We start from the raw sequence: 24,663 nt of genomic DNA, 5'->3' as shown, positions 1-24,663 counted from the left end.
GCGTCCTCAACCTTCGAAGACGACCAACAAGTCCTTGGCGTCGATCTGGTCGCCGGTCTTCACCAGCACTTCCGCGATGACACCATCGCGATCGGCATGGATTGCAGTCTCCATCTTCATGGCTTCGATCGAGAGCAGAACGTCGCCTGCCTTGACCGTTTGGCCAGACGAAACGGCAACCGTTGAGACAACCCCCGGCATCGGCGCTCCGATATGTGCCGGATTACCCGCCTCCGCCTTGCGGCGAACAGCGCCGGCTGCGGCTCCGTGAGCACGGTCCGGCACCTTGATGCGGCGCGGCTGCCCGTTCAACTCGAAGAAGACGGTGACCATCCCCTTGTCGTTCACCGCCCCCATCGCCTGGTTGACGATGACCAGTGTCTTTCCCTTCTCCAGATCGACAAAGAGTTCCTCGCCGGCTGGCAGGCCATAGAAGTAGTTCGGTGTCGGGATGACGGAAACCGGACCATACGTCTCGGCGGCGAACGCGTAGTCCGTAAAGACCTTCGGATACATCAGGTAGGATGCGAGTTCGAAGTCGGAGACCTTGCGTTCGAGCTTTTCCTCGATCGCGGCACGTTCGGCTTCGATGTCCGTTTCCGCGAGCAGCGAACCCGGCCGCACAGTGTAGGGTTTGTCTCCTTTGAGAACCTTCTTCTGTAGACCTTCAGGCCAGCCGAGCGGCGGCTGCCCGAGATCCCCCCTCAGCATCGATACGACCGACTCGGGGAAAGAAACATCCTTCTCCGGATTGACGACGTCTTCAACCGTGAGGTCCTGGCTGACCATCATCAGCGCCATGTCGCCGACCACCTTGGAGGATGGTGTCACCTTGACGATATCGCCGAACATCTGGTTGGCGTCGGCATAGGCCTGAGCAACCTCATGCCACCGTGTCTCGAGGCCGAGCGAGCGGGCTTGTTCTTTGAGGTTGGTGAACTGCCCGCCCGGCATTTCGTGTAGATAGACTTCCGAGGCTGGCCCCTTGAGATCGCTCTCGAAGGCGGCGTACTGATTGCGGACGGCCTCCCAGTAGAACGATATGCGGCGGATCCAGTAGGGATCGAGTTCGGGATCTCTCTCCGATCCGCGCAGGGCCTCGACGATCGAACCGAGGCAAGGCTGCGAGGTGTTGCCGGAAAGCGCATCCATCGCCGCGTCCACGGCGTCGACCCCCGCGTCCACGGCCGCAAGAACCGTCGCGGCCGAAATCCCCGATGTGTCGTGGGTATGGAAATGGATGGGCAGACTCGTCGCCTCGCGCAAAGCCTTGAAGAGGATCTTTGCGGCAGCCGGCTTCAGGAGGCCCGCCATATCCTTGACGGCGATAATGTGAGCGCCTGCCTTTTCGAGCTCTGCTGCAAGCGCCGTATAGTACTTCAGGTCGTACTTCGCGCGCGCCTCGTTCAGGATATCGCCGGTGTAGCAGATCGCGGCCTCGCAGAGCTTGTTCTCCTCGGCGACGGCATCCATCGCCACCCGCATGTTGTCCACCCAGTTCAGGCAGTCAAAGACGCGGAAAAGATCGATGCCACCGGCAGCGGCCTGGCGGACGAAGTACTTGACGACGTTGTCGGAGTAATTCTTGTAGCCGACGCCGTTGGCGCCACGCAGCAGCATCTGCAGCAGCAGGTTCGGGGCGCCTTCACGGATGAGCGCCAGACGCTCCCACGGGTCTTCGGTAAGAAAACGCATCGAGACGTCGAAGGTCGCGCCGCCCCAGCATTCCAGCGAAAGGAGGTTCGGCAACGCACGAGCGTACGTACCGGCCACACGAGCGATGTCGAAAGTACGGATGCGGGTCGCCAGCAGCGACTGGTGGCCGTCGCGCATCGTCGTGTCCGTCACGAGGACACGCTTCTGGTCGCGCATCCATGCGGCAAATTTCGCCGGGCCCAGTCTGTCGAGCAACTGCTTCGTGCCGGCCGGAACCTCCCCTTCAATGAACGGAACGACCGGATCCGCGGCATCCTCGGGGGGGCGCGGACGTCCTTTCACTTCCGGATGACCATTTACCGTAACGTCAGCGAGATAGGTAAGCAGCTTGGTTGCGCGGTCCTGGCGCTTCACCTGTGCGAAAAGCTCAGGCGTCGAGTCGATGAAGCGCGTCGTATAGCTGTTGTCGCGGAATTTCGGATGGCCGATGATCGCTTCGAGAAAGGTGAGGTTCGTCGCCACGCCGCGAATGCGGAGTTCGCGTAGCGCCCGGTCCATCCGCCGGATAGCCTCTTCCGGCGTCGGCGCCCAGGCGGTCACCTTTTCCAGAAGCGGGTCGTAGTAGCGTGTGATGACAGCCCCGGAATAAGCGGTGCCGCCATCCAGACGGATACCGAAGCCGGTTGCGCCGCGATAGGCGGTGATACGGCCGTAATCCGGGATGAAATTCTGCTCCGGATCTTCGGTGGTGATACGGCACTGCAGCGCATGGCCGTTGAGGCGGATATCTTCCTGTTTCGGAACGCCGGATTCGGGCGTGCCGATCGCATGCCCTTCGAGGATATGGATCTGCGCCTTGACGATGTCGATGCCGGTCACCGCCTCCGTCACCGTGTGCTCGACCTGGATGCGCGGATTGACCTCGATGAAGTAGAATTTGCCGGTATCGGCGTCCATCAGGTACTCGACGGTGCCGGCACCGATGTAGTTGGTCGCACGGGCGATCTTCAGCGAATATTCGGCGAGCTCCTGGCGTTGCGCTGCGGTCAGATAAGGTGCCGGAGCGCGCTCGACGACCTTCTGGTTGCGGCGCTGGATGGAGCAATCACGCTCGTAAAGGTGTACGGCATTGCCGTGCGTATCGCCGAGAATCTGGCTTTCGACGTGGCGCGCATGTTCGACCAGCTTCTCGAGGTAAACCTCGTCCTTGCCGAAGGCTGCCTTCGCCTCGCGCTTCGCTTCGATGACTTCCCGCGCCAGGTCCTTGGGATCACGGATTGCCCGCATCCCGCGTCCGCCGCCGCCCCAGGACGCCTTCAACATCACCGGATAGCCGATCTCCTCGGCCATGCGCGCGACCTCTGTCATGTCGTCGGGCAGCGGCTCAGTTGCCGGCACCACCGGCACGCCGACGCTGATTGCAAGATTGCGCGCGGCAACCTTGTTGCCGAGCTGGCGCATGGTCTCGGCCTTTGGCCCGATGAACGTAATGCCGGCAGCGTTACAGGCGTCGACGAATTCCGGGCTTTCCGAAAGCAGGCCATAGCCCGGATGGATCGCGTCGGCCCCAGAAAGCTTGGCGACCCGGATGATTTCGTCGATGGAGAGGTAACTCTCGATGGGACCGAGATCACGGGCAAGATGCGGACCGCGCCCGACCTGGTAACTCTCGTCCGCCTTGAAACGGTGCAGGGAAAGCTTGTCTTCCTCGGCCCAGATCGCGACTGTTTTCAGTCCCAGTTCGTTCGCCGCACGGAAAACGCGGATGGCGATCTCGGATCGGTTGGCAACAAGAATCTTGGAAATGGTCAAATCGGTCTCCTCAGTCGATCGGCCACGGGCATGCTGCACCGCGAAATCTCCTTATCCTGTTGTCACAGGAAGTTCAATTTGTCCGACCGACTGGGAGAAAAATATGGCGCCTCAGGTTATCAGCCCGAGGCGGAACGCGAGCGCCACGACGTGCTGACGGTTCTTCGCATTCAACTTGTCCTGGATCCCATTCATATACCAATCCACCGTATGGTTCGAAATCTTGAGAATCCGGCTGATGTCGTTCGACGTAAGACCATCGGCCAGATAGTTCAGGACCTCCATTTCGCGACGCGTCATGCGCGTTTCGACCTTGCTGACGGACTCGAGTTCGCCCGACTGGCGCCGCAACTCCATCAGCCGCCAGAAGGCCTTCCTTGCAACGGCTTCGAAGAGCGTCATCTCGACCGGCGAAAGCTCTACGGGTTTCCCGCCGACGGTCATGTTGCCGAGAAGGCCGTTGCGACCATGGATCGGAAAGATATAGCCGTCTTCCAGACCGAAACGCAGGGAGTCGGCCATCATCCGCTCCATGCGCTTGCGATGGGGGTCACCGCGAAAGACCGATATCGTGTCGCGCCACCGAAAGCCGCGTTGCGCCTGGCCGAGGTAGCGAACGGTCGGATCGATGAGGACGTACTTCTTTGCGATGTAAGTCTCCGGCCACCGCTCGGGCCAGCGGCCTGCCAGCACCAGTTTCATCGGGTTCTCGTTTGGTTTCGGCTGGCGGACGATACCGTAATAGTCGAACTGATAGTGATTCAGCAGCTTTTCCAGCTCCGCCGTCAGATCCTCGGCATTCTTGCATTCGTCAGCCACGACCAGGAACTGAACGATCCGGTTTATGCTCATCTTTATCCCCTCTGACGCGCCGCGGCACCCATCGTGGGGAATGCCTTCGGATATTTCCACGAGCTCTTGTATCGTGCGGTGAAGCTAGACTACCAGAATCGGTTAGGACACCCTTAATTACGACATGCAAAATCTTGCCATGCAATCGAAAACTAGCTAGCGGAAAACCGCTGACTTATAGTCGCTATTGCCGAAATTACGCCCGACAGGTCCGGTTAAGCTGGAACACACGGACGCTCCCCCGTTCGACGAAGGGCTGCAACGATTTGTCCCTCGTCGGAAGGCGCGAACTAACGGCATACGGCTACGCGCACGAACTGAGAGAACACCATTGTCCTTGCTTCAAGTCTATATAAAAGCGCTGCGATATCTCGCAACCTATCGGATGAAGGTCGCGCTGGTCGTCGTCGCCAACATCATCTTGGCCGTCATAACGATCGTGGAGCCGGTGCTTTTCGGACGAATCGTGGACGCGATCTCGGAAAAGCGAAATGCCAGCAGTATTCTCATACTGTGGGGATGTTTCGGCGTATTCAACACCATCGCGTATGTGTTGGTTGCCCGTGAGGCTGACCGTCTGGCGCATGGTCGCCGCGCCGACCTTCTCACGGAAGCCTTTGGGCGTATCATCTCGATGCCGCTCAACTGGCACCATCAGCGCGGAACCTCCAACGTGCTCCACACCCTGCTCCGCGCGAGCGAGACCCTGTTCGGGCTCTGGCTCGAGTTCATGCGCACACACCTCGCAACGGCCGTTGCGCTGGCGCTTCTGCTTCCGACGGCGCTCTCGATGGACTTCCGCCTCACGATCGTGCTGGTGGTGCTCGGGGTGCTTTACATGATCATCGGCAAGACGGTGATGAACCGCACGAAAGAGGGCCAAGCCTCGGTCGAGAGGCACTATCACACCGTCTTCTCACATGTGAGCGACTCGATCAGCAATGTCTCGGTGGTACACAGCTACAACCGTATCGAAGCTGAAACACGGGCGCTGAAGCAATACGCCGAACAACTGCTGGCCGCCCAATACCCGGTCCTCGATTGGTGGGCAATTGCCAGCGCCCTGAACCGCATTGCATCGACGATCTCCATGCTGCTCATCCTGGTCGTCGGGACGATTCTCGTTCAAGCGGGCGAACTGAAGGTCGGCGATATCATCGCCTTCACCGGTTTCGCGGGTCTTCTGATCGGACGCCTGGATCAGATGCGCGCCTTCGCGACGCAAATCTTTGAAGCCCGAGCGAAGCTGGAAGATTTTTACCAGCTCGAAGACTCGGTCCAGGAGCGCGAAGAACCCGCGGGTGCCGGCGAACTTGCCGATGTTCGGGGCGACGTCGAGTTCCGCAACGTGTCTTTCGACTTCGCCAACACCACACAGGGCGTCCATGACGTTTCCTTCAAGGTGAAGGCCGGCCAGACGATCGCGATCGTCGGGCCGACGGGCGCCGGAAAGACGACTCTGATCAACCTTCTTCAGCGCGTGCACGAGCCACAGGCCGGGAAGATCTTTATCGACGGAGTTGATATTTCTACCGTCACCCGCAAGTCTCTGCGCCATACGATTGCGACTGTCTTTCAGGACGCGGGCCTGCTCAATCGCTCGATCAGCGAGAACATTCGAATCGGGCGTGAGGATGCCACCGACGAGGACGTCATGAAGGCGGCGGAGGCCGCAGCGGCGGCCGAATTTATCGACAGCCGCCTGGCGGGCTACACCACACAAGTCGGCGAGCGCGGCAACCGCCTGTCGGGCGGTGAGCGTCAGCGCATCGCGATCGCGCGGGCGATCCTCAAGAATGCACCGATTCTCGTGCTTGATGAAGCAACGAGTGCACTCGACGTCGAGACCGAAGCACGCGTCAAGGCGGCCATTGACCGGTTGCGCAAGGACAGGACGACCTTCATCATCGCGCACAGGCTTTCAACGGTTCGCGAAGCCGACATCGTGCTCTTCCTCGACCACGGCCGGATCGTCGAAAAGGGCGGCTACGACGAGTTGAGCGCCGGCGGCGGCCGCTTTGCCGCACTGCTGAAAACCAGTGGCCTGCTGACTGAAGAGAAGAACGTCTGAAATACGCCGGAAAGCGGTGGCTGCCGCCTCGCCGGAACAGCAAGTTTCCAGGGAGAACGACTTGCAGAGTTATTCTTTTGATCTCACCGGCCGGACGGCACTTGTCACCGGCTCCTCGCGCGGCCTTGGTTATGCCATCGCCCGGGCGCTCGGCCATGCCGGCGCAACCCTCGTGATCAATGGGACCAACACGGCACGCCTGGAGGAAAGCGCCGCCAGCCTGAGAGCCGACGGCCTTTCCGTCAGAACTGCCGCCTTCGACGTGACAAACGAGGAATCGGTGGTCGGGGCCTTCGCCACGCTGGACGCCGAGGGGCTGGAGGTCGACATCCTTGTGAACAATGCCGGCATCCAGCTTCGCAAGCCGATGGTCGAGCTGTCGCTCGACGAGTGGCGCTCCGTCATCGACACCAATCTCACAAGTGCCTTCATCGTCGGGCGCGAGGCAGCCAAACGCATGATTCCACGCGGGCGCGGCAAGGTCATCAACATCGGCTCGCTGATGAGCGGTCTCGCACGGCCGACCATAGCGCCCTATACAGCCGCGAAGGGCGGCATCAAGATGCTGACCCAGGCGATGACCGCCGAATGGGCGGAGCACGGCATCCAGGCCAACGCAATCGGCCCCGGCTACATGCTGACCGACATGAACCGGGCCCTGACCTCCAATCCGCAATTCGACGCATGGGTGAAGGCGCGGACTCCGTCGCGACGCTGGGGCAAGCCTGAGGAACTCGTCGGCACGGCGATCTTTCTCGCCTCCTCCGCGTCCGATTACGTCAACGGCCAGATCATCTACGTGGACGGTGGCATGAGCGCCGTCATCTGACGCCGGCTAAGGATACTGTGCCCCGCCGACGAACGGTTAGTGGTTATGCCGTGGCAGCTTTTCGGCCAGTTTGCGGAACTCCGGCGCCCCTTCGATCACCGCACCGTCAGACAGCTGGGTCACTGTCTTGCGATAAATCATCTGCCAGGGCGTCGCGTCCGGAGGCACAGCGGGCAGACCTTCCGTTTTGCGTCTTGCGATCTCGGCATCCTCCACAAGTGCATCACAACGGCCATTGTTGAAATCGATGCGGATGACGTCGCCATTCCTGAGCCAGGACAGCCCGCCACCCGCCGCACTTTCGGGGGACGCGTTCAGGATCGACGGACTGTCGGCCGTTCCAGACTGACGGCCGTCGCCGATCGTCGGCAGGCTCATGATGCCGCGCTTGAGGAGAGCGTCCGGCGGCTGCATGTTGACGACCTCGGCCGAACCCGGCCATCCACGCGGTCCCGCACCACGGATGACGAGAATGGTGTTCTCGTCGATTCCGAGCTCCGGATTGTTGATATTGCGGTGGTAGTCCTCGGATCCGTCGAATACCACCGCCTTTCCTTCGAATACGCCTTCGCGTCCCGGATCACGAAGATAGCGGGCGCGGAATTCTTCCGAGACGACGCTCATCTTCATGATGGCGAAATCGAAGAGATTGCCCTTGAGGACGAGGAAGCCGGCGCGCTCCTTGAGCGGCGCGTCGAACGAACGGATCACCTCGCGGTCACATGCCTCCCTTCCTTCAAGATTTTCCGCCATCGTCTTGCCGGTCACCGTCGGACAGCCGCCGTCCAGCTTGCCGGCTTTCAGGAGTTCCCACATGACAGCAGGGACGCCCCCCGCACGATGGAAACGTTCGCCGAGATAGGCGCCGGCCGGCTGTACATTGGCAAGAAGCGGGATGTCGTAGCCGTGGACCTGCCAGTCCTCCGGATAGAGCTCGACTCCTGCGTGCTTCGCCATCGCTGCGAGATGCGGCTGTGCATTCGTCGAGCCGCCGATTGCCGAATTGACGCAGATCGCGTTGAGAAAAGCTTCACGGGTAAGGATATCGGAAGGCTTCACGTCTTCGAGCACGAGTTCGACGGCGCGGCGCCCGGTCCGGTATGCCATCTGCCCACGTTCGCGGTAAGCCGCCGGAATGGCGGCACAACCAGTCAACGACATGCCGAGCGCCTCGGCCATGGCGTTCATGGTCGAGGCGGTTCCCATCGTGTTGCAATGGCCGACCGAGGGCGCGGAATCGAGCGCGGCCTCCAGAAACTCCTCGCGCGAGATCTCGCCCGCCGCATACTTGCGCCGCGAGCGCCAGATCACGGTGCCGGAGCCGACGAGATCACCGTCGTGCCATCCGTCGAGCATCGGGCCACCGGAGAGCACAATCGCCGGAATATTGACGGTGGAAGCGGCCATCAGAGAGGACGGTGTGGTCTTGTCACAACCCGTCGTGAGGACGACCCCGTCAAGCGGATAACCATAGAGGATCTCGACGAGGCCGAGATAGGCGAGGTTGCGATCGAGCGCTGCCGTGGGCCGCTTGCAATTCTCGAACAGGGGGTGAGTCGGAAACTCGATCGGAATACCCCCGGCATCGCGAATGCCGTCGCGGACGCGGCGGGCAAGTTCGAGGTGGTGGCGATTGCAGGGATTGAGATCACTGCCGCTCTGGGCGATCCCGATGATCGGTTTTCCGGACCTCAGTTCCTCCGGCGTGATGCCGTAATTCATGAAGCGCTCGAGGTAGAGCGCCGTCATGTCGGCATGGTCCGGGTTGTCGAACCAATCCTGCGAGCGCAATCTGCGCCGTTCCTTCTTGTCCTCAGTCATGTCTTCTCACCTTATGCCTTGTGTCCGTTCAACCGTTCGAGGTGGAGAAGCAAGGCACTGTGATCCTGCTCTCCACCGCCGGCAGCGACGAATTCGGAAAACTCGCTTCGAACCCGCTCCGTCAGCGGCAGCTCGAGCGAATACTGGTCGGCCATCGACATGACCGCGTCGAGGTCCTTCAGCTGCAGCCGCGAGGGACCGCCTGGTTTGAAGTCGCGGGCGATCATCCGGGCACCGTGCAATTCCAGGATCCGGCTTTCGGCGAACCCTCCGCGTATTGCCTCTCGGAACCTCTCCCGGGAGGCCCCACCAGCCTCGACCAGCACCATCGCCTCGGCCACCGCGCCGATCGTGATCGCGACGATCTGCTGATTGGCGAGCTTGCAGATTTGCCCCGCACCGCTCGGACCGACATGGGTCACCCGACCGAGCGCGGCGAAGACGGCCGCGAGACGCTCAACGACTGCAGCATCCCCGCCGGCCATGATAGCCAAAGTGCCGGCTTCTGCTCCGACGACACCTCCAGAAACGGGTGCATCGAGATGGTGTATCCCGCGCGCCGCAAGCCGCGCCGCGTGGTCTTTCGCGATCGGCGGTGCGATCGAACTCGTGTCGACCAGAACGGTGCCGGGACGAAGGACGTCCGCACAACCGGACGTGAAGAGAACTTCCTCCACCGCCTTGCCGTCGCTCAACATCGTGAACACGACGTCGACGCCGCGCGCAGCATCCGCCGGCGTTGCAGCGACATCTGCGCCTGCCGAACGCAGCGCCTCCGCCTTGGACATGTCCCTGTTCCAGACCGTCACTTTGAAGCCGGCACCAAGCAGGCGCCGAGCCATCGGCGCGCCCATCAGGCCCGTACCGAGAAAAGCGATACTCGGAAGCCCATTGTGGCTGGTATCGATCACAGCTTTCCTACCATCTCGTCTTCGATGTGAACGCGAATGATCTCATCGAACGACTTTTCGGCGACAAAGCCAAGAGCCGTCGCACGCTTGGCCTCGAAGCCCGGCGCCCATCCGGCAACCATCTTCATGATCATCTCGTCCGGCTCACGTCGGATAAGCCGGACCGCCTTCTCGCCGGCAACTCGCCGGAGTGCCTCGATCTGCTCGCCGACGGTCGCACTCAGGCCCGGCATGGAGAGGTTCCGGCGGGGCCCGACCTTTTCGAGATCGATCGTGGCACCATGAACGAGGAATCCCACGGCCGAGCGCGGTGAAGCGTGCCAGTGGCGGACATCCTCGCTGACGGGCAGGACGGCCTCCTGTCCGGCCAGAGGCTCACGCAGAATGCTCGAAAAGAAGCCGGAGGCAGCCTTGTTCGGCTTTCCAGGCCGGATGCATATCGTCGGCAGCCGGATTCCGATTCCGTCAAAAAAGCCGCGACGGCTGTAGTCGGCCAGCAACAGCTCACAGATGGCTTTCTGCGTTCCGTAGCTGGTGAGCGGCGTCGAATGGAAGTCATCGGGAATGGGATAGGGCAAGGGCGCACCGAAGACGGCGATCGACGAGGTGAAGACGACACGCGGCCGATAGCCCTCATCGTTATTGGCCTCCCGAATCGCGTCGAACAGGTAACGGGTGCCGTCGAGATTGATACGATAGCCCTTGTCGAAGTCGAGTTCGGCCTCGCCGGAAACGATCGCCGCCAGATGGAAGATGACGTCAGGCCGCGCAGCTATGAGTCTTCCCGCCGCGCCGGGAGCCGACAGATCGGCGACCTCGGTTACGACCTTGCCGGCGTACCCGGCAGGGGCTTCCGGCGTCACTACGTCCGTCAAGGTCATTGCCTCGATCGGATGACCTCCGAGGCTGCCTGACTCAGCAAGACGGGCCGCGAGCTTGCGCCCAACCATTCCTGCTGCACCGATGATAAGAACGTGCATGAAGACTTCTCCCCCAGGGCGCACCAGATCGCGCATCAAATTATGTTGTAAGGTTGTCTGATAACCTTATATGGTCCGATTGAGAATAGACTATTTGCTCCGCTGAGCCATACCCGAAGATCATGAAGGCCCGAAAATGCACAGCTCCTATACCACTGCCGATCTGCAGGCTGCTCTCCGTGCCCGCATGGGCGATGCCGCGATCCTTACCGAGGCGGCGGAAATGTTGCCCTTTTGCCGCGACTGGCACGGCGACGTCACCAGCAATGCTGTTGCGGTGATACGACCCCGCTCGACTGCCGAGGTGTGCGAAGCGGTCCGCGCCTGTCTGGAATTGGGCCTTTCGATCGTTCCGCAAGGCGGCAATACCGGGCTTGTTCTCGGCGCGATCCCGGATCGACCGGAAAGTCAGGTGATCCTGAGTCTGGAGCGGATGAAGGCCGTGCGCTCCGTCGACCCCGACGACTTCTCTATGGTCGTCGAAGCCGGATGCATCCTTGCCGAGGCGAAAGAGATTGCTGCCTCGAAGGGCATGTTCTTTCCTCTTGCACTCGGAGCACAGGGCAGCTGCCGGATCGGCGGCAACGTCTCGACCAATGCCGGCGGCATAAACGTTCTGCGCTACGGGATGACGCGGGAGCTGGTGCTCGGCCTGGAGGTCGTGCTGCCGGATGGAACGGTCTTCGACGCCCTCTCCACGCTCAGGAAGGACAACCGCGGGATCGATCTCAAGCAATTGTTCATTGGCGCGGAAGGTACGCTCGGCATTGTCACCGCCGTCGCCGTCAAGCTGACGCCCTGTCCTGATAGTGTGGCCACCGCCCTTCTCGGGCTGAACTCGCTGGAAGACGTCATGCAACTGTATCGGCGTGCGCGCCGCGATTGCTGTGATCTCATGTCCGCCTTCGAATTCATGCCTCCCATTGCCTTCACGCTCGCCCGGGAGGCCATGCCCGATCTCGCAATGCCGATCGGCGGAGACTGCCCCGTCTATGTACTGATGGAAATTTCCGGCTCGGGCCTCGTCGACGTGGACGAATTGATGCAACGTTTCCTGGAGAATGTGCTGGAGGACGGACTGGTGATCGACGGCGTCGTCGCCGCTTCCGCCGCCCAGGCGCGCAACCTGTGGCTCTTCCGGGAGGGAATGAATGAAGGTCAGGCGAGACGTGGAATGCATTTACGCACGGATATCTCGGTGCAGCTATCGCGCCTTCCCGACTTCGTGAGGGAAGCCGAGGCTGCCGTCGCGGCCGCCGCACCGGATTGCATCTGCGTGTCATACGGCCATGTCGGCGATGGTAACGTGCATCTGAACGTTATGCCCCCATCGGGATTATCGGCGGCCGAACGATCGGTTCGCATCCACACAGCCAAGAAGGCGATCAACGCCGTGCTCGACCGCTATCACGGCAGCATCAGCGCGGAGCACGGCATCGGCCGGCTGAAGCGCGCCGACTTCGAGGAGCGGCTGCCCGATGTTCAGCGCCACCTGCTGACCGCGATCAAGAAGGCCATTGATCCGGCAATGGTCATGAATCCCAGATGCCAATTGAATTTGGGGGAATTATCGTAGAATAAGCGAGGATTGTTCGGGAGGCAGTGTTTTCCATGGCGATAGACTTCAGCCAGATCAGGCGAAGCGAGCATCTACCGGCGCGGATTGCGACCCATATCGCACGCGAGATCGGTGAGGGCCGCATCAAACCGGGCGACAAGCTGCCAACCGAACACATTCTGGCCAAGGCGTTCGGCGTCAGCCGATCGGTGGTGCGCGAGGCAATCGCGCAGCTGCGCAACGAAGGGCTCGTCGAAACACGGCAGGGCGTCGGCGCCTTCGTGAGGGATATGCATACGCGTCCGGCGATCCGGATCGAACAGGAAGAGCTCGTCGACCGCGAGAGTTTCCGCAGTCTCTTCCAGCTCCGCATGCCACTCGAGATCGAGGCCGCCGGCCTCGCCGCGGTTCACTATGATTCCGAGGATATGAAGCAACTCAACGCTGCGCTCGATCTGATGACCGGAGCCGAAAAATGGACCGAGCAAGGCATTCTCGCTGATCTTGCGTTCCATCGCGCCCTCGCCGCCGCGACCCACAACGAATACTTCCCCCTTTTCATCGGCTTTATCGCCGAGCGGATCAGCCATGCTATCAACGCGGCACGTGCAACGGCCGTGCTCGAGGAGATCGTCGAGGTGACGATTGCCGAACATGTGGTGATCCGCGACGCCGTCGCGCTGCGCGATCCGCTGAAGGCACGCGACGCCATGCGCCAACACCTGCTTGGTGCTGCATCCCGGCTCGATCTCACACTCGAGACCTTCTAGCGGACAGCAGCGGCAGCTTCCCGCAGCAGATCACGCAAGCTCCGCCGTTCTTGACCGTCGGACCGTGCCATGATCGGACCCGGCAACTTTCCCGCCCGGCGCTTCTTTCCACGCTGGACACGAGCAACACAGAGTAATAAAAGATCAGCGGTAATGTTGTCTGACATCCTGACAATACGGCAACGAACCGCTTCGGAGGGCGGTCCGGTGAAACGGGAAGCTGGGGAGGAACAAGAATGAACACTGATCGTATCCTTCATGCGGAGACCATCCTGCCGGAGGAGGCCGATGCTCTGCTGGTTGGTCGCGTTTGGTCGAATGCCGCCGGCGGCCCCTGTCCGGTCCTCGTCTCGAGCGGCCGAATTCTGGATCTGACGTCGCTGGCGGCCACAATGGTGTCACTGCTCGATATCGAGGATCTGGTCGCGAGATTGCGCGAGCCGAAGACCTTCCCCGACCTCGGATCGCTCGACGATTTTCTGTCCGGCCGTGAAGGGGCCCTGCTTGCCCCCGTCGACCTGCAGGCAATCAAGGCCGCCGGCGTAACCTTCGCAGACAGCATGCTGGAGCGGGTGATCGAGGAGCAGGCCAAAGGCGACCCGCTCCGCGCTCAGGAAATCCGCTCGCGCCTGGCTCCGGTTCTCGGAGACAGTCTGCGCGGTCTCGTCGCGGGTTCGCCGCAGGCTGCCAGCGTGAAAGCCCTGCTGCAGGAGATGGGTCTGTGGTCCCAGTATCTCGAGGTCGGTATCGGACCCGATGCCGAAATCTTCACCAAGGCACAGCCAATGTCCGCAGTTGGCTGCGGCGCACTTGTCGGCCTTCACCCGATCTCCTCCTGGAACAATCCGGAACCGGAAGTCGTTCTCGCCGTTCGGACCGACGGGCGGATCGTCGGTGCGACCCTCGGGAATGACGTCAACCTGCGCGATGTCGAGGGACGGTCGGCACTCCTGCTGGGGAAGGCCAAGGACAACAATGCCTCGTGTGCGATCGGGCCGTTCATCCGCCTGTTCGATCAGACCTTCACACTCGACGATCTGCGGCGGGTGAAGGTCTCGCTGAACGTGCGGGGCGAAGATGGTTTCGAGATGTCAGGTGAAAGTCCGATGGAGGCAATCAGCCGATCCCCCGAGAACCTGGTGTCCCAGATGCTGAACCGCAGCCATCAGTATCCGGATGGCGCAGTGCTCTTCCTCGGCACGATGTTCGCTCCTGTGAAGGACCGCCATGCCCCGGGCCTCGGGTTTACCCACGAAATCGGCGACCGCGTCGAGATTTCGACGCCGAAACTCGGTCGTTTGGTGAACTGGGTGGAACGCAGCGACGCCTGCCCGGAATGGACCTTCGGCACGACTGCCTTGATCCGCAATCTGGCCGCCCGTGGTCTTCTGGATAAGGTTTGAGGGCCATGCAGAAGATAATCGATACGTTCTACCGCTTCCTGGAAATGCTGCTGATCTTCTTTCTGTCAGCGATGGCGGTGATGGTCTTCGTCAACGTGGTCATGCGGTATGGTTTCAACTCCGGTCTTAACGTCTCTGACGAGCTCTCGCGCTATTTCTTCGTCTGGCTGACCTTCGTTGGCGCGGTGGTGGCATTTCGCGAACACGCCCATGTCGGCGTTGAGACCCTGGTCATGCTGTTCGGCCGCAAGGGCCGGATCATCTGCATGATCCTCTCGAACATCATCATTATCGCGGTATCGGCGATCTTCTTCTGGGGCACGTGGAAACAGGCGCCTATCAATGCCAGCATGACCTCGCCCGTAACCAAACTGCCGATGATCTGGGTCTACGGAATCGGCTTCTTCACCGGCGCCGGCGTCGTTCTGATCGCGCTCGAACGACTGTTCCGCCTGGTGACCGGCCGCGTCACCGAAGAAGAGATCGCCGCCTTTGCAGGCGAGAACACGTCCCTCGAGCATCTGTCGGAGCGCGCCTGATGACCTTGGTCGTGTTCATTGTCTCGCTGCTCGGCGCCATGGCGGTCGGCGTCCCGGTGGCCTTCGCATTGATGTTCTGCGGCGTCGTGCTGATGTGGTTCATGGGCATGTTCAACACCCAGATCATCGCCCAGAACATGATCGCCGGCGCGGACACCTTCACCCTGCTCGCCATCCCCTTCTTCATTCTCGCGGGCGAGCTGATGAATGCCGGCGGCCTGTCGCGGCGCATCATCGATTTTGCCATTGCCTGCGTCGGTCACATCCGCGGCGGTCTCGGCATTGTCGCGATCATGGCCGCAGTCATCATGGCCAGTATTTCGGGCTCCGCGGCCGCCGATACGGCAGCGCTCGCCGCCATCCTCATTCCGATGATGGCCAAGGCCGGCTACAACGTGCCGCGCTCCGCCGGCCTCATTGCCGCCGGCGGCGTCATCGCCCCGGTCATCCCGCCGTCGATGGCCTTCATCGTCTTCGGCGTCTCCGCCAACGTGTCGATCACCCAACTGTTCATGGCCGGTATCGTGCCGGGCCTGATGATGGGCAGCGCGCTGATCGCCACTTGGCTCATCGTGGTGCGCAAAGACAAGGTCGAGGCCCTGCCGCGCGCTCCGATGAAGGAACGTGTTCGTGCCACCGGCCGGGCACTCTGGGCGCTGGGCATGCCGGTCATCATTCTCGGAGGCATCAAGGCCGGCGTCGTTACCCCGACGGAAGCGGCCGTCGTCGCGGCAGCCTACGCCCTGTTCGTGGGCATGTTCATCTACCGGGAACTGTCACCCAGGGAACTACCGCATGTCATCCTTCAGGCAGCCAAGACGACAGCTGTCATCATGTTCCTGGTGTGCGCGGCGCTCGTCTCGGCATGGCTGATCACAGCGGCGAATATTCCCGCTGAAATTACTGGCTACATCGAGCCCCTCATCAACCGTCCGACCTTGTTGATGATCGTCATCATGCTCGTGGTACTGGTCGTCGGGACGGCGCTCGACCTGACCCCCACGATCCTGATCCTGACACCCGTGCTGATGCCGATCATCAAGCAGGCGGGGATCGACCCGGTCTATTTCGGCGTCCTGTTCATCATGAATACCTGCATCGGCCTGCTGACCCCGCCCGTTGGAGTGGTGCTGAACGTCGTCAGCGGCGTCGGCCGCGTGCCGCTCGGCAAGGTGACGGTGGGCGTAGCGCCCTTCCTGGTTGCGCAGGTCGCCGTTCTCTTCGCCCTGGTCCTGTTTCCGGATCTGGTCCTCGTACCTGCTCGCTGGCTGCACTGACAGCGACCTGAACCTGCAACTTCATCCAACTCAATGGGAGGAATCCATGAGAAATCTGCTGCTGACCACGACTGCCATCGTCTTTGCATGCTCTGCCGCCGTGCCGGCGTTCGCCGAATACAATGACCGCAATATTCGTGTTTCCAACGGGATCAATGCCGACCACCCGGTCGGCAACGGCGTCGAAGCGATGCAGAAGTGCCTCGACGAGAAGTCCGGCGGCAAGCTGAAGCTGACGGCCTTCTGGGGCGGCGCGCTCGGTGGCGATCTGCAGGCGACACAGGCGTTGCGTTCCGGCGTGCAGGAAGCGGTCGTGACCTCTTCGTCGCCCCTCGTCGGCATCGTTCCCGCGCTCGGCGTCTTCGATCTTCCGTTCCTCTTCACCAGCAACGAGGAAGCGGACGCCGTGATGGACGGCGAATTCGGCCAGTTCCTCAATGAAAAGCTCGAAGCGGCAGGCCTCGTGAACCTGGCGTACTGGGAGAACGGCTTCCGCAATCTTTCGAACTCAAAGAAGCCGGTGACCAAGTGGGAAGACCTGGAGGGCATGAAGGTCCGCGTCATGCAGAACGACATCTTCCTCGATACCTTCCAGAATTTCGGTGCCAATGCTACACCCATGGCGTTCGGCGAAGTCTTCTCCGCGCTCGAGACTAAGGCCATCGATGCACAGGAGAATCCGTACGTTACGATCGACACGTCGAAGTTCTACGAAGTGCAGAACTACGTCAGCGAGACCAAGCACGCCTACACGCCCTTCCTGTTCCTCTTCTCGAAGGCAATCTTTGATACCTACACGCCGGACGAGCAATCGGCCCTTCGCGAATGTGCGGTTGTTGGCCGCGACGTGGAGCGGAAGGTCATCCGCGAACTGAACCAGAAGTCACTCGAGAAGATCAAGACAGCCGGCGTCGAGGTCAACACACTGTCCCCCGAAGAGTATGCCCGCATGCTCGAGAAGTCGCAGGTCGTCTATGAAAAGCACAAGGACGAGATCGGCGCCGACGTCGTCGATCGTGTCCAGAGCATCCTGGCGGATATGCGCAAGAAGTAAGTAAGAACCTCCTCCCTGGAGTATGGACCCGCGTGAAGCCCTCGTTGAGGGTGCACGCGGGTTTTCTCATTCGGGGATAGCAGGAAGAACAGCGTCCCGCTTCTTGAGCTGTCGCTCGCGGAAGAAGATGAAGAGACCGGAGGCGACAATCAGCCCCGCGCCGATCATCATGCTCATACGGGGCACGTCGCCGAAGAACATCCATCCGAAAACAACAGCCCAGAGAAGCAGCGTATACTGAAGCGGCGCGACCGTCGCAGCGTCGGAGATCTTGAGGGCGCGATTGACGAGCATGTGCGCCGCCATGGCAACGATACCCAACAGGCCGAGCAAGAGAAGATCGCGAACCGAGGAGACCGGCGCCCAGTCGAATGGGGAGAATGCGAGACCGGCGAGGCCCGCGCCCACGATCTGGAAAAAGACGAGCGCACGGTCGCGAGTCTTGCGGAGGCCGCGCCCCGACAGCATCATGAACGCGAAGGCGGCGCTGCCGACGATCGAGATGAGTGCAGGCAGTGTGAACATCGCCCGTGATGGCTCCAGCGCGATGATGACGCCGAAGAAGCCGATCGCGATCGCGCTCCAGCGCCGCCATCCCACTTTCTCGCCCAGCAGTAGCGGCGAGGCCGCCGCGACATAGATCGGAGCGGCCAGCCAGTAGGTCATCACGTCGGCCAGCGGCAGATACATGACGGCGTAGTAGAAGCAGAGAATCTCGACGGTCGAGAAAACCACCCGAAGGATTTGCATGGATGGCCGCTCGATCTTCGACGGCGACGGGATGCCATCCTTCCAAAGGAAGGGCGAGAGGACGAGAAGAGCCGCAATGCTGCGGATAAGCACCACCTGACCAAGGCCATAGCTGGAGAGAAGCCACTTGCCCATGGCATCGTTCAGACCGAACAGAAGCATGCCGAGCAACATGACCAGGGGCCCGGCGATGGCAGGCATGCGGGTGGCGGACGAAAGGGTGGGGGGCGTTGACATTCTATCCTCTGCTGTGTCGGTGCCGGAACAGCGTTTCAGATACTCGCCGCATCTGATCGGCGGCGTGTGACTGTGAAGGCTCGGTCGAGCTCCGGGTGAAGCTCCGTTCCAAGTCCGGAACCGGGAGGAACGGTAATCATCCCGTTGCGGACCTCGGGAAGGGCAGTGACCAGATCCCGGTACCAGGTACGATAGAATGCTCGAACACTTTCCTGCACGAGCGCATTTGGTGCGTTGAGAGACAAATGCGTCGACGCGCACAACACCACCGGTCCCGTGCAGTCATGCGGGGCAACGGGCAGATGCCAGGCTTCCGCCATGGCAGCGATCTTGCGGGCTTCCGACAACCCGCCGCACCAGCTGACATCGAGCATGACGACACCCGCCGCGCCGGTTTCGAGAAGGTCGCGAAAGGCCCAGCGGGAGCCGAGCGTCTCCGAGGCCGAGATCGGTGCAGGCGACACGGCAGCATAGCGCGCCAGACTGGAGAGGCTATCCATCTTGATCGGATCCTCATGCCAGAACGTCTGAAAAGGCGTGAGCGCCTTCGCGATCTGGATCGCCGGCAGGAGCTGCCACATCGAATGGAATTCGACCATGATGTCCATCCGGTCGCCGACGGCCGCTCGGATCTTTTCGAAGGGTTTCAATGCCAGTTTCAGATCCGGCGCCGAGATGTACTGGCCGCGCATCTTCTCTGCAGCTGCATCGAACGGCCATATCTTCATGGCGGTAATTCCCTCCTCCAGCAGGGAGTGGGCAAGCTCGTCGGCGCGATGCAGGAAGCCGTTCAGATCGTCATAGTCGCGCCCCTCGGAAAGGCCGTAATTCACGGTCGTCTGCCCGGTCGTCTTCTTGATGTACTCGGTTCCGGCGCAGGTATTGTAGGTCCGGATCTCCCGTCTGGTGAAGCCGCCGAGCAACTGCGCGATCGGCTGACCTGTCGCCTTGCCGAATATATCCCAGAGCGCGATGTCGAAGGCGGAGTTGCCCCGCACCTCGGCGCCCGAGGAGCGAAAGCCGAGATACCCGACGAGATCTGCTGCAAGCCGGTCGATCTCCAGCGGGTCACGACCGATTACCCGGGGCGCAATGTACTCGTGCACATGGGCTTCGACTGTCCCGGCGCCGAAAAAAGTCTCGCCCAGACCGGTTATGCCCTCATCCGTATGCACCAGAAGCCAGAGAAGATTGGCGCGTTCGGCGACGCGCACGGTTTCGAGCGCCGTAATTCTCATAAGGTTTCCTCAGATCAATCCGGCAACCAGAAGGGCCTTTGTGCTGTCGTCGAAGTGCCGGTTCATCAGATCGACGGCCGCGTTTGGATCGCCAGCGGCAATGGCCTCCGCCAGTTCCACATGCAGGCGCGGCACGGCGCGGCGATCCTCGTCGCGTGCACGGCTGCGCCAGCCGATGGGCCAGGTTTCACGCATCACCTCGCGGAAGGCTCCGATGATCAGGGAAAAGACCGGATTGCGTGACGCCTGGGCGATTGCGAGATGGAACGCAATATCGTGTTCCATGACGGCGGAAGGCTGGTCGAAATCCCGCTCCATAGACCAGGCATGGTGCAGAATTTCGCGAGCCTCCGCGTCGGTACGGCGCAGCGACGCCAGTGCAACTGTGCGACCTTCGATAGTTCGGCGAGCATCATAGATGTGCTGTACCCCGATCTGATCGGTGATGACGCCATGCGCCATCATCATCGCCATCGTCTCGTCGTCGAGTTGCGCGACGGTCGGACGCTTCCCTGCTCCGAGATCGACCAGACGAAGGGCCGCAAGAGAGCGAAGCGCCTCTCGCACAACCGTACGGGAGACATGAAGTTCTCTGGTAAGCACGGATTCTGCCGGAAGGCGATCGCCGGGTTTCAATGCATTCTCACGGATGAATCGGGTGATCGCCGTCATCGCGACAGCAACAAAGTCACCGGACGATGCCGCAGCCGGTGGCAAGGTGATGTCTTGATCCAAGTGTGTCTCCTACGTTTTCCAAAACCTATAATACAGGTTTTGGAAAACGTAGCCCGCTTCGACAAAAAAGTCAGTGATTTCCGATTACGCTCTTCCTGGCGAGAATGGGGAATACGGCCAGTCCGTCCTCCTCACCACGGGGAAAGCCTCCGTCGCGGTGGCGTTTCTCGGCAGCCTTATAGCCAGCCGGACTGATTCCGATATATCGCTTGAACATGCGGGAGAAATAATAGAAGTCGGCATAGCCGACATATTCGGCAGCCTTCTTGACCGAGCCTCCGGCGGCAAGCACGCCCATCGCCCGCTCCATCCGCTTGAACTCCTGATATTTGTGCGGTGTCAGCCCGACCTGCCTGCGGAACTCTCGACGGAAGTAGTCCTGGTTGTAGCCGATGGAAGCAAGCGCGCTTTCGACTATACCGTCGTTCAGCGGATCGGCTGCGATCTGGCTCGCCGCCACCATCACACTGAGCGATAGCGCGTCGGGATTGTTGGCCGCGGCCTGCGACGGCCGGCGCCACCCCAGGAATGCGGCCTCGATGAATTCGATCAGCAAGACCATGAAGAGATGATGCTGCGCGAGGTTTGTCGAAGACGGAGGCGCCGTTTCCCGGTAGTGCCGCACGAGAGGCTCGAGCATCGACCAGTGTGGCATCTCTACAGAATGACGCAGATCCATCTGCGCGATTAGGTCCATTCGTCCGAAGACATCCAGCGTGAAATGTTGGGCGACACCGGTGTACAGATCGCTGGAAAGCGTTCGCCCGATGAACCGATTCCCGGCTTCGATCAGCATCGCCCTGCCGGGAGAAAGTATCACCTTCTCGCCGCCGATCTCGTATTCGGCAGTGCCCGTAAGGCAAATGACAAGGTCGTGCACGCTGTTGCACTTGTCGATCCTCCAAGTCGGCGAGTGCTGCATCTTGATCGTCGAGCGCGTCAACGTCAGGCTGAGCGCATTGACCGAAATTCCACCAAGAGCGTTGCCTTCGATTTTGTCCATCTTTTTGTCCGGAACCATCTATTCTCAGAGACGAAGCACCAGACAATAGTACCCGCATAGCCCTAAAACGCCATCTGATTCAGGCTGAAACATGGGAGGAGTGGGCAATATCGGGGAACTGCTGGGCATGGGAGCCGGTGCTTTCCCGATTTGGCTCGAACTGGCGATGTACAATACGGGATATCTGTTTTTCGGCACTGCGACCACCGCAGCATCCGCTGACTCTCTGATAATCGGAGCGGCACTATGAGCGGCGAACACCGCCTCATGGGCCTCCTCTACCTCGCGCCGTATATCGCGGGACTCCTCGTCTTCACCGCAATACCCTTTGCCGCCTCCTTCTATCTGAGCTTTACCAATTACAGCCTGATCGGAGAGCCGGCTTTTGTCGGGCTGAAAAACTACTGGAAGCTCTTCAGCGCGGATAGGACGTTCCAGAAGTCATTGAGTGTCACACTTTTCTATGTCTTCACGACTGTGCCGCTCAAATTGGCCTTCGCTCTCTTCATTGCCGTCATTCTCAACTACAAGCTGAGGTTCATAAACTTCTTCCGCACGGCCTTTTACGTTCCGTCGATCCTCGGCGGGTCGATTGCCGTGGCCGTCCTCTGGCGCTACATCTTCTCAGACGTCGGCTTGGCCAACATGGCCTTGCAGACCGTCGGACTGGAACCTGTCAACTGGTTCGGCGATCCGGAAAACGCGCTCTTCACGATCACGCTGCTACGGCTCTGGCAGTTCGGCTCGGCCATGGTGATTTTCCTGGCGGCCCTGCAAAGCATCGATCCGGCTCTCTACGAGGCGGCGGCAATCGACGGCGCAGGGCGCTGGAAGTCCTTCGTCCACATCACCCTCCCGCTCGTCACGCCTGTTATCTTCTTCAATCTGATCATGCAGATGGTCCAGGCCTTCCAGGAGTTCAACGGGCCTTACATCATCACGCAGGGCGGCCCCCTAAAGGCGACCTATCTGCTGCCGCTCTATATCTACGAAGAGGCCTTCAAGCGGTTCGAAATGGGCTATGCCTCGGCGATCGCCTGGGTGCTCTTCTCCATCATCATGGTCCTGGCGCTGATCGCCTTCTGGTCCTCACGCCACTGGGTCTATTACGCCGGCGACAAGAGGAGCTGACCATGGTCGAACACACGTTGCCCACAGTGATCGACCGTGACGCCGACCTGGAGCGGTCGACGGCACGGGAGAACCGCCGCCATACAGTCGTTGCGGCGCTGCGCTACGGTCTGCTTCTGATAGTCGGCCTGATAATGCTTTATCCGCTGATCTGGCTGGTCGGCGCCTCTTTCAAGACGAATTCGGAGATCTTCGCCAACCCGGGCTTCATCCCGCAATCCCCGACCGTCAGCGGCTACGTGGAAGGCTGGAAGACGTCGACACCATATACGTTCGGTCGCTTCTTCCTGAACACTTTCTGGATCGTGATTCCGAAGGTCATCGGGACGGCGCTCTCCTGTACGGCCGTCGCCTACGGCTTCGCGCGCTTCGAATTCCCCGGCAAAAAGACACTGTTCGCCTCGCTCATCGGGACCCTCCTGTTGCCGAACGTGGTCACCCGCATTCCACAGTACGTACTTTTTCGCGACCTCGGCTGGCTCGATACGTTCCTGCCGCTGTGGGTACCATCGGCCTTTGCCGGCGACGCGTTCTTCGTGTTCATGTTGGTACAGTTCCTGAGAGCGATTCCTCGCGACATGGAGGAGGCCGCGCGCGTGGACGGGGCGACCAGCTGGCAGACGCTGGTCTTCATCGTGGTTCCGTTGCTGGCTCCCGCCCTCGTGTCCGTCTGCCTCTTTCAGTTCATGTGGACGATGAACGACTTTCTGGGACCGCTCGTCTACGTCTCGTCAGTCGAGAAATATCCGATCTCGCTGGCACTCAAGCTGTCGATCGACACCACCGAAGCGTTCCAATGGAACCGCGTTCTGTCGATGTCCGTACTCGCGATCACGCCCGCCCTCGTGGTGTTCTTCCTCGCCCAGAAATACTTCATCCAAGGCATCTCGACCGGCGGCATCAAGGGGTAGGATATGGCCAGACTGGAACTCAGGAATCTTGAAAAAAACTATGGTGCGGTGAAAGCTGTGCACGGCATCAATCTCGCCGTCGAGGACGGCGAATTCATGGTTCTGGTCGGCCCCTCCGGCTGCGCCAAATCAACGACCCTACGCATGATAGCAGGGCTCGAACGGGTGACCGGCGGCGAAATCAGGATTGCCGACCAACTCATCAACGATAGACCACCGGGAGAGCGCGGGATCGCGATGGTCTTCCAGAACTATGCGCTTTACCCGCACATGCGTGTGCGCAGGAATCTTTCCTTCGGCCTGCGCCTCAAACGCCGCCCGCGGTCGGAAATTGAGGCGGCGACAAACGAGGTCTCAAACATTCTGGAGATCGGCGAACTGCTCGACCGACTACCGAAGCAGCTTTCCGGTGGACAGGCGCAACGTGTCGCCGTCGGGCGCGCGCTGATCAAGAAGCCACGCGTCTTCCTCTTCGACGAACCACTCTCCAATCTCGATGCGAAGCTGCGCGCCTCCATGCGGGTCCGGATCACCGACCTGCACAAGCAACTGAAGGCCGAGGGGGAACAATCGACGGCCGTCTACGTCACGCACGATCAGACGGAAGCCATGACCATGGGCGACCGCATCTGCGTGATGAAGGAAGGGCGGATCATGCAGGTCGCCGACCCGGTGAACCTGTACAACCACCCTGCCAACGCCTTCGTCGCTGGCTTCATCGGTTCGCCGGAAATGAACCTGGTTGACGCCGATCTCTCCAGCAACGGCGAACTCCGGATCGGAACCCAGACGATCAGGCTCGATGACAGCTTTCGTGGTCGGATCCGCGAGGGCGTGACGGAGGTGACATTCGGCATTCGCCCGCAGCATCTCGCGATCGTCAGACAAGACGAGCAGAATGCTCTCGCCGGTAAAGTCTCCCATATCGAGTTCATGGGGCACGAAATCTACGTCTACGCGGACGTCGAGGGACATGGGTTCATCGTTGCCACTCCCGCGGCGGGCTTCGACCGGCACCATCTCTCGGACGGGCGTATCCGGATCAGGTCACAAGCGGGTGCTGCCCATATCTTCGATCGGCTTACGGGCGAGAATATCTCACTGGCGAACCGGACGTGAACGCAA

The 24,663-nt window shown here is 60.8% G+C and carries 20 protein-coding genes; 11 read left to right on the top strand and 9 right to left on the bottom strand.

Annotated features, from left to right (window positions below; genetic code table 11):
• Positions 1-6 precede the first annotated feature (6 nt).
• Both pyc and DFR48_RS08945 read right to left on the bottom strand, forming a co-directional pair.
• Positions 7-3,468, bottom strand: coding sequence for a pyruvate carboxylase (gene pyc / locus DFR48_RS08950; protein ID WP_114362817.1), 3,462 nt, complete (start codon positions 3,466-3,468; stop codon positions 7-9).
• Between the two features lie 111 nt (positions 3,469-3,579).
• On the bottom strand, positions 3,580-4,320 hold the full coding sequence (locus DFR48_RS08945; RefSeq protein WP_114362816.1) for a LuxR family transcriptional regulator: 741 nt from the start codon (positions 4,318-4,320) through the stop codon (positions 3,580-3,582).
• 331 nt (positions 4,321-4,651) lie between these two features.
• Between DFR48_RS08945 and DFR48_RS08940 the strand changes: the two genes are divergently transcribed.
• Entirely contained in the window at positions 4,652-6,391 is a 1,740-nt protein-coding gene (locus DFR48_RS08940) for a glucan ABC transporter ATP-binding protein/ permease (protein WP_114362815.1), read from the top strand.
• 61 nt (positions 6,392-6,452) lie between these two features.
• Positions 6,453-7,220, top strand: coding sequence for an SDR family oxidoreductase (locus tag DFR48_RS08935; RefSeq protein ID WP_114362814.1), 768 nt, complete (start codon positions 6,453-6,455; stop codon positions 7,218-7,220).
• 36 nt (positions 7,221-7,256) lie between these two features.
• Here the strand turns inward: DFR48_RS08935 and DFR48_RS08930 are convergent, their stop codons facing one another.
• The 3 genes from DFR48_RS08930 to denD are packed head-to-tail and all read right to left on the bottom strand — an operon-like array spanning position 7,257 to position 10,932.
• Positions 7,257-9,041, bottom strand: a complete 1,785-nt coding sequence (locus DFR48_RS08930) for an IlvD/Edd family dehydratase (RefSeq protein WP_114362813.1) — start codon at positions 9,039-9,041, stop codon at positions 7,257-7,259.
• Between the two features lie 11 nt (positions 9,042-9,052).
• The gene (locus tag DFR48_RS08925; RefSeq protein WP_280956418.1) at positions 9,053-9,952 is read right to left on the bottom strand and encodes an NAD(P)-dependent oxidoreductase; all 900 of its coding nucleotides are present in this window, start codon (positions 9,950-9,952) and stop codon (positions 9,053-9,055) included.
• The gene (gene denD, locus DFR48_RS08920; protein ID WP_114362812.1) at positions 9,949-10,932 is read right to left on the bottom strand and encodes a D-erythronate dehydrogenase; all 984 of its coding nucleotides are present in this window, start codon (positions 10,930-10,932) and stop codon (positions 9,949-9,951) included. Before denD ends, DFR48_RS08925 begins: the two co-directional genes overlap by 4 nt.
• Positions 10,933-11,068: 136 nt before the next feature.
• Between denD and DFR48_RS08915 the strand changes: the two genes are divergently transcribed.
• The 6 genes from DFR48_RS08915 to DFR48_RS08890 all read left to right on the top strand — a co-directional run bounded on the left by DFR48_RS08915 (position 11,069) and on the right by DFR48_RS08890 (position 17,533).
• The gene (locus tag DFR48_RS08915; RefSeq protein WP_114362811.1) at positions 11,069-12,508 is read left to right on the top strand and encodes an FAD-binding oxidoreductase; all 1,440 of its coding nucleotides are present in this window, start codon (positions 11,069-11,071) and stop codon (positions 12,506-12,508) included.
• A 35-nt stretch (positions 12,509-12,543) separates the two neighbouring features.
• Positions 12,544-13,260: a FadR/GntR family transcriptional regulator gene (locus tag DFR48_RS08910; RefSeq protein ID WP_114362810.1), complete on the top strand. Its 717-nt coding sequence runs from the start codon at positions 12,544-12,546 to the stop codon at positions 13,258-13,260.
• Positions 13,261-13,496: 236 nt separating this feature from the next.
• On the top strand, positions 13,497-14,663 hold the full coding sequence (locus tag DFR48_RS08905; protein ID WP_114362809.1) for a fumarylacetoacetate hydrolase family protein: 1,167 nt from the start codon (positions 13,497-13,499) through the stop codon (positions 14,661-14,663).
• Positions 14,664-14,668: 5 nt separating this feature from the next.
• On the top strand, positions 14,669-15,202 hold the full coding sequence (locus tag DFR48_RS08900; RefSeq protein ID WP_114362808.1) for a TRAP transporter small permease: 534 nt from the start codon (positions 14,669-14,671) through the stop codon (positions 15,200-15,202).
• On the top strand, positions 15,202-16,479 hold the full coding sequence (locus DFR48_RS08895) for a TRAP transporter large permease (RefSeq protein WP_114362807.1): 1,278 nt from the start codon (positions 15,202-15,204) through the stop codon (positions 16,477-16,479). The genes DFR48_RS08900 and DFR48_RS08895 overlap by 1 nt, the downstream gene beginning before the upstream one ends.
• A 46-nt stretch (positions 16,480-16,525) precedes the next feature.
• Complete coding sequence (locus DFR48_RS08890) at positions 16,526-17,533, top strand: TRAP transporter substrate-binding protein (protein WP_114362806.1); 1,008 nt, start codon at positions 16,526-16,528, stop codon at positions 17,531-17,533.
• A 66-nt stretch (positions 17,534-17,599) separates the two neighbouring features.
• Here DFR48_RS08890 and DFR48_RS08885 read toward each other — a convergent pair whose 3' ends face one another.
• From DFR48_RS08885 to DFR48_RS08870, 4 genes are all read right to left on the bottom strand, one after another.
• On the bottom strand, positions 17,600-18,520 hold the full coding sequence (locus DFR48_RS08885; RefSeq protein WP_210205976.1) for a DMT family transporter: 921 nt from the start codon (positions 18,518-18,520) through the stop codon (positions 17,600-17,602).
• A gap of 35 nt (positions 18,521-18,555) precedes the next feature.
• The gene (locus DFR48_RS08880; RefSeq protein WP_114362805.1) at positions 18,556-19,758 is read right to left on the bottom strand and encodes a mandelate racemase/muconate lactonizing enzyme family protein; all 1,203 of its coding nucleotides are present in this window, start codon (positions 19,756-19,758) and stop codon (positions 18,556-18,558) included.
• 9 nt (positions 19,759-19,767) lie between these two features.
• A complete protein-coding gene (locus DFR48_RS08875; RefSeq protein WP_114362999.1) occupies positions 19,768-20,430 on the bottom strand; it encodes a FadR/GntR family transcriptional regulator in 663 nt (220 codons plus the stop codon).
• 133 nt (positions 20,431-20,563) lie between these two features.
• Positions 20,564-21,496 (bottom strand): AraC family transcriptional regulator, encoded by a 933-nt coding sequence (locus DFR48_RS08870; RefSeq protein WP_114362998.1) that lies wholly within the window; start codon positions 21,494-21,496, stop codon positions 20,564-20,566.
• 246 nt (positions 21,497-21,742) lie between these two features.
• Between DFR48_RS08870 and DFR48_RS08865 the strand changes: the two genes are divergently transcribed.
• The 3 genes from DFR48_RS08865 to DFR48_RS08855 are packed head-to-tail and all read left to right on the top strand — an operon-like array spanning position 21,743 to position 24,657.
• Positions 21,743-22,627, top strand: coding sequence for a carbohydrate ABC transporter permease (locus DFR48_RS08865; RefSeq protein ID WP_114362804.1), 885 nt, complete (start codon positions 21,743-21,745; stop codon positions 22,625-22,627).
• Positions 22,628-22,629: 2 nt separating this feature from the next.
• Entirely contained in the window at positions 22,630-23,538 is a 909-nt protein-coding gene (locus DFR48_RS08860) for a carbohydrate ABC transporter permease (protein WP_114362803.1), read from the top strand.
• A 3-nt stretch (positions 23,539-23,541) separates the two neighbouring features.
• On the top strand, positions 23,542-24,657 hold the full coding sequence (locus DFR48_RS08855) for an ABC transporter ATP-binding protein (RefSeq protein ID WP_114362802.1): 1,116 nt from the start codon (positions 23,542-23,544) through the stop codon (positions 24,655-24,657).
• The last annotated feature ends 6 nt before the right edge of the window (positions 24,658-24,663 follow it).

The sequence above is a fragment of the Ciceribacter lividus genome, from assembly GCF_003337715.1.
Lineage (GTDB): Bacteria > Pseudomonadota > Alphaproteobacteria > Rhizobiales > Rhizobiaceae > Allorhizobium > Allorhizobium lividum.
This window is presented reverse-complemented; position numbering and strand designations above follow the sequence as displayed.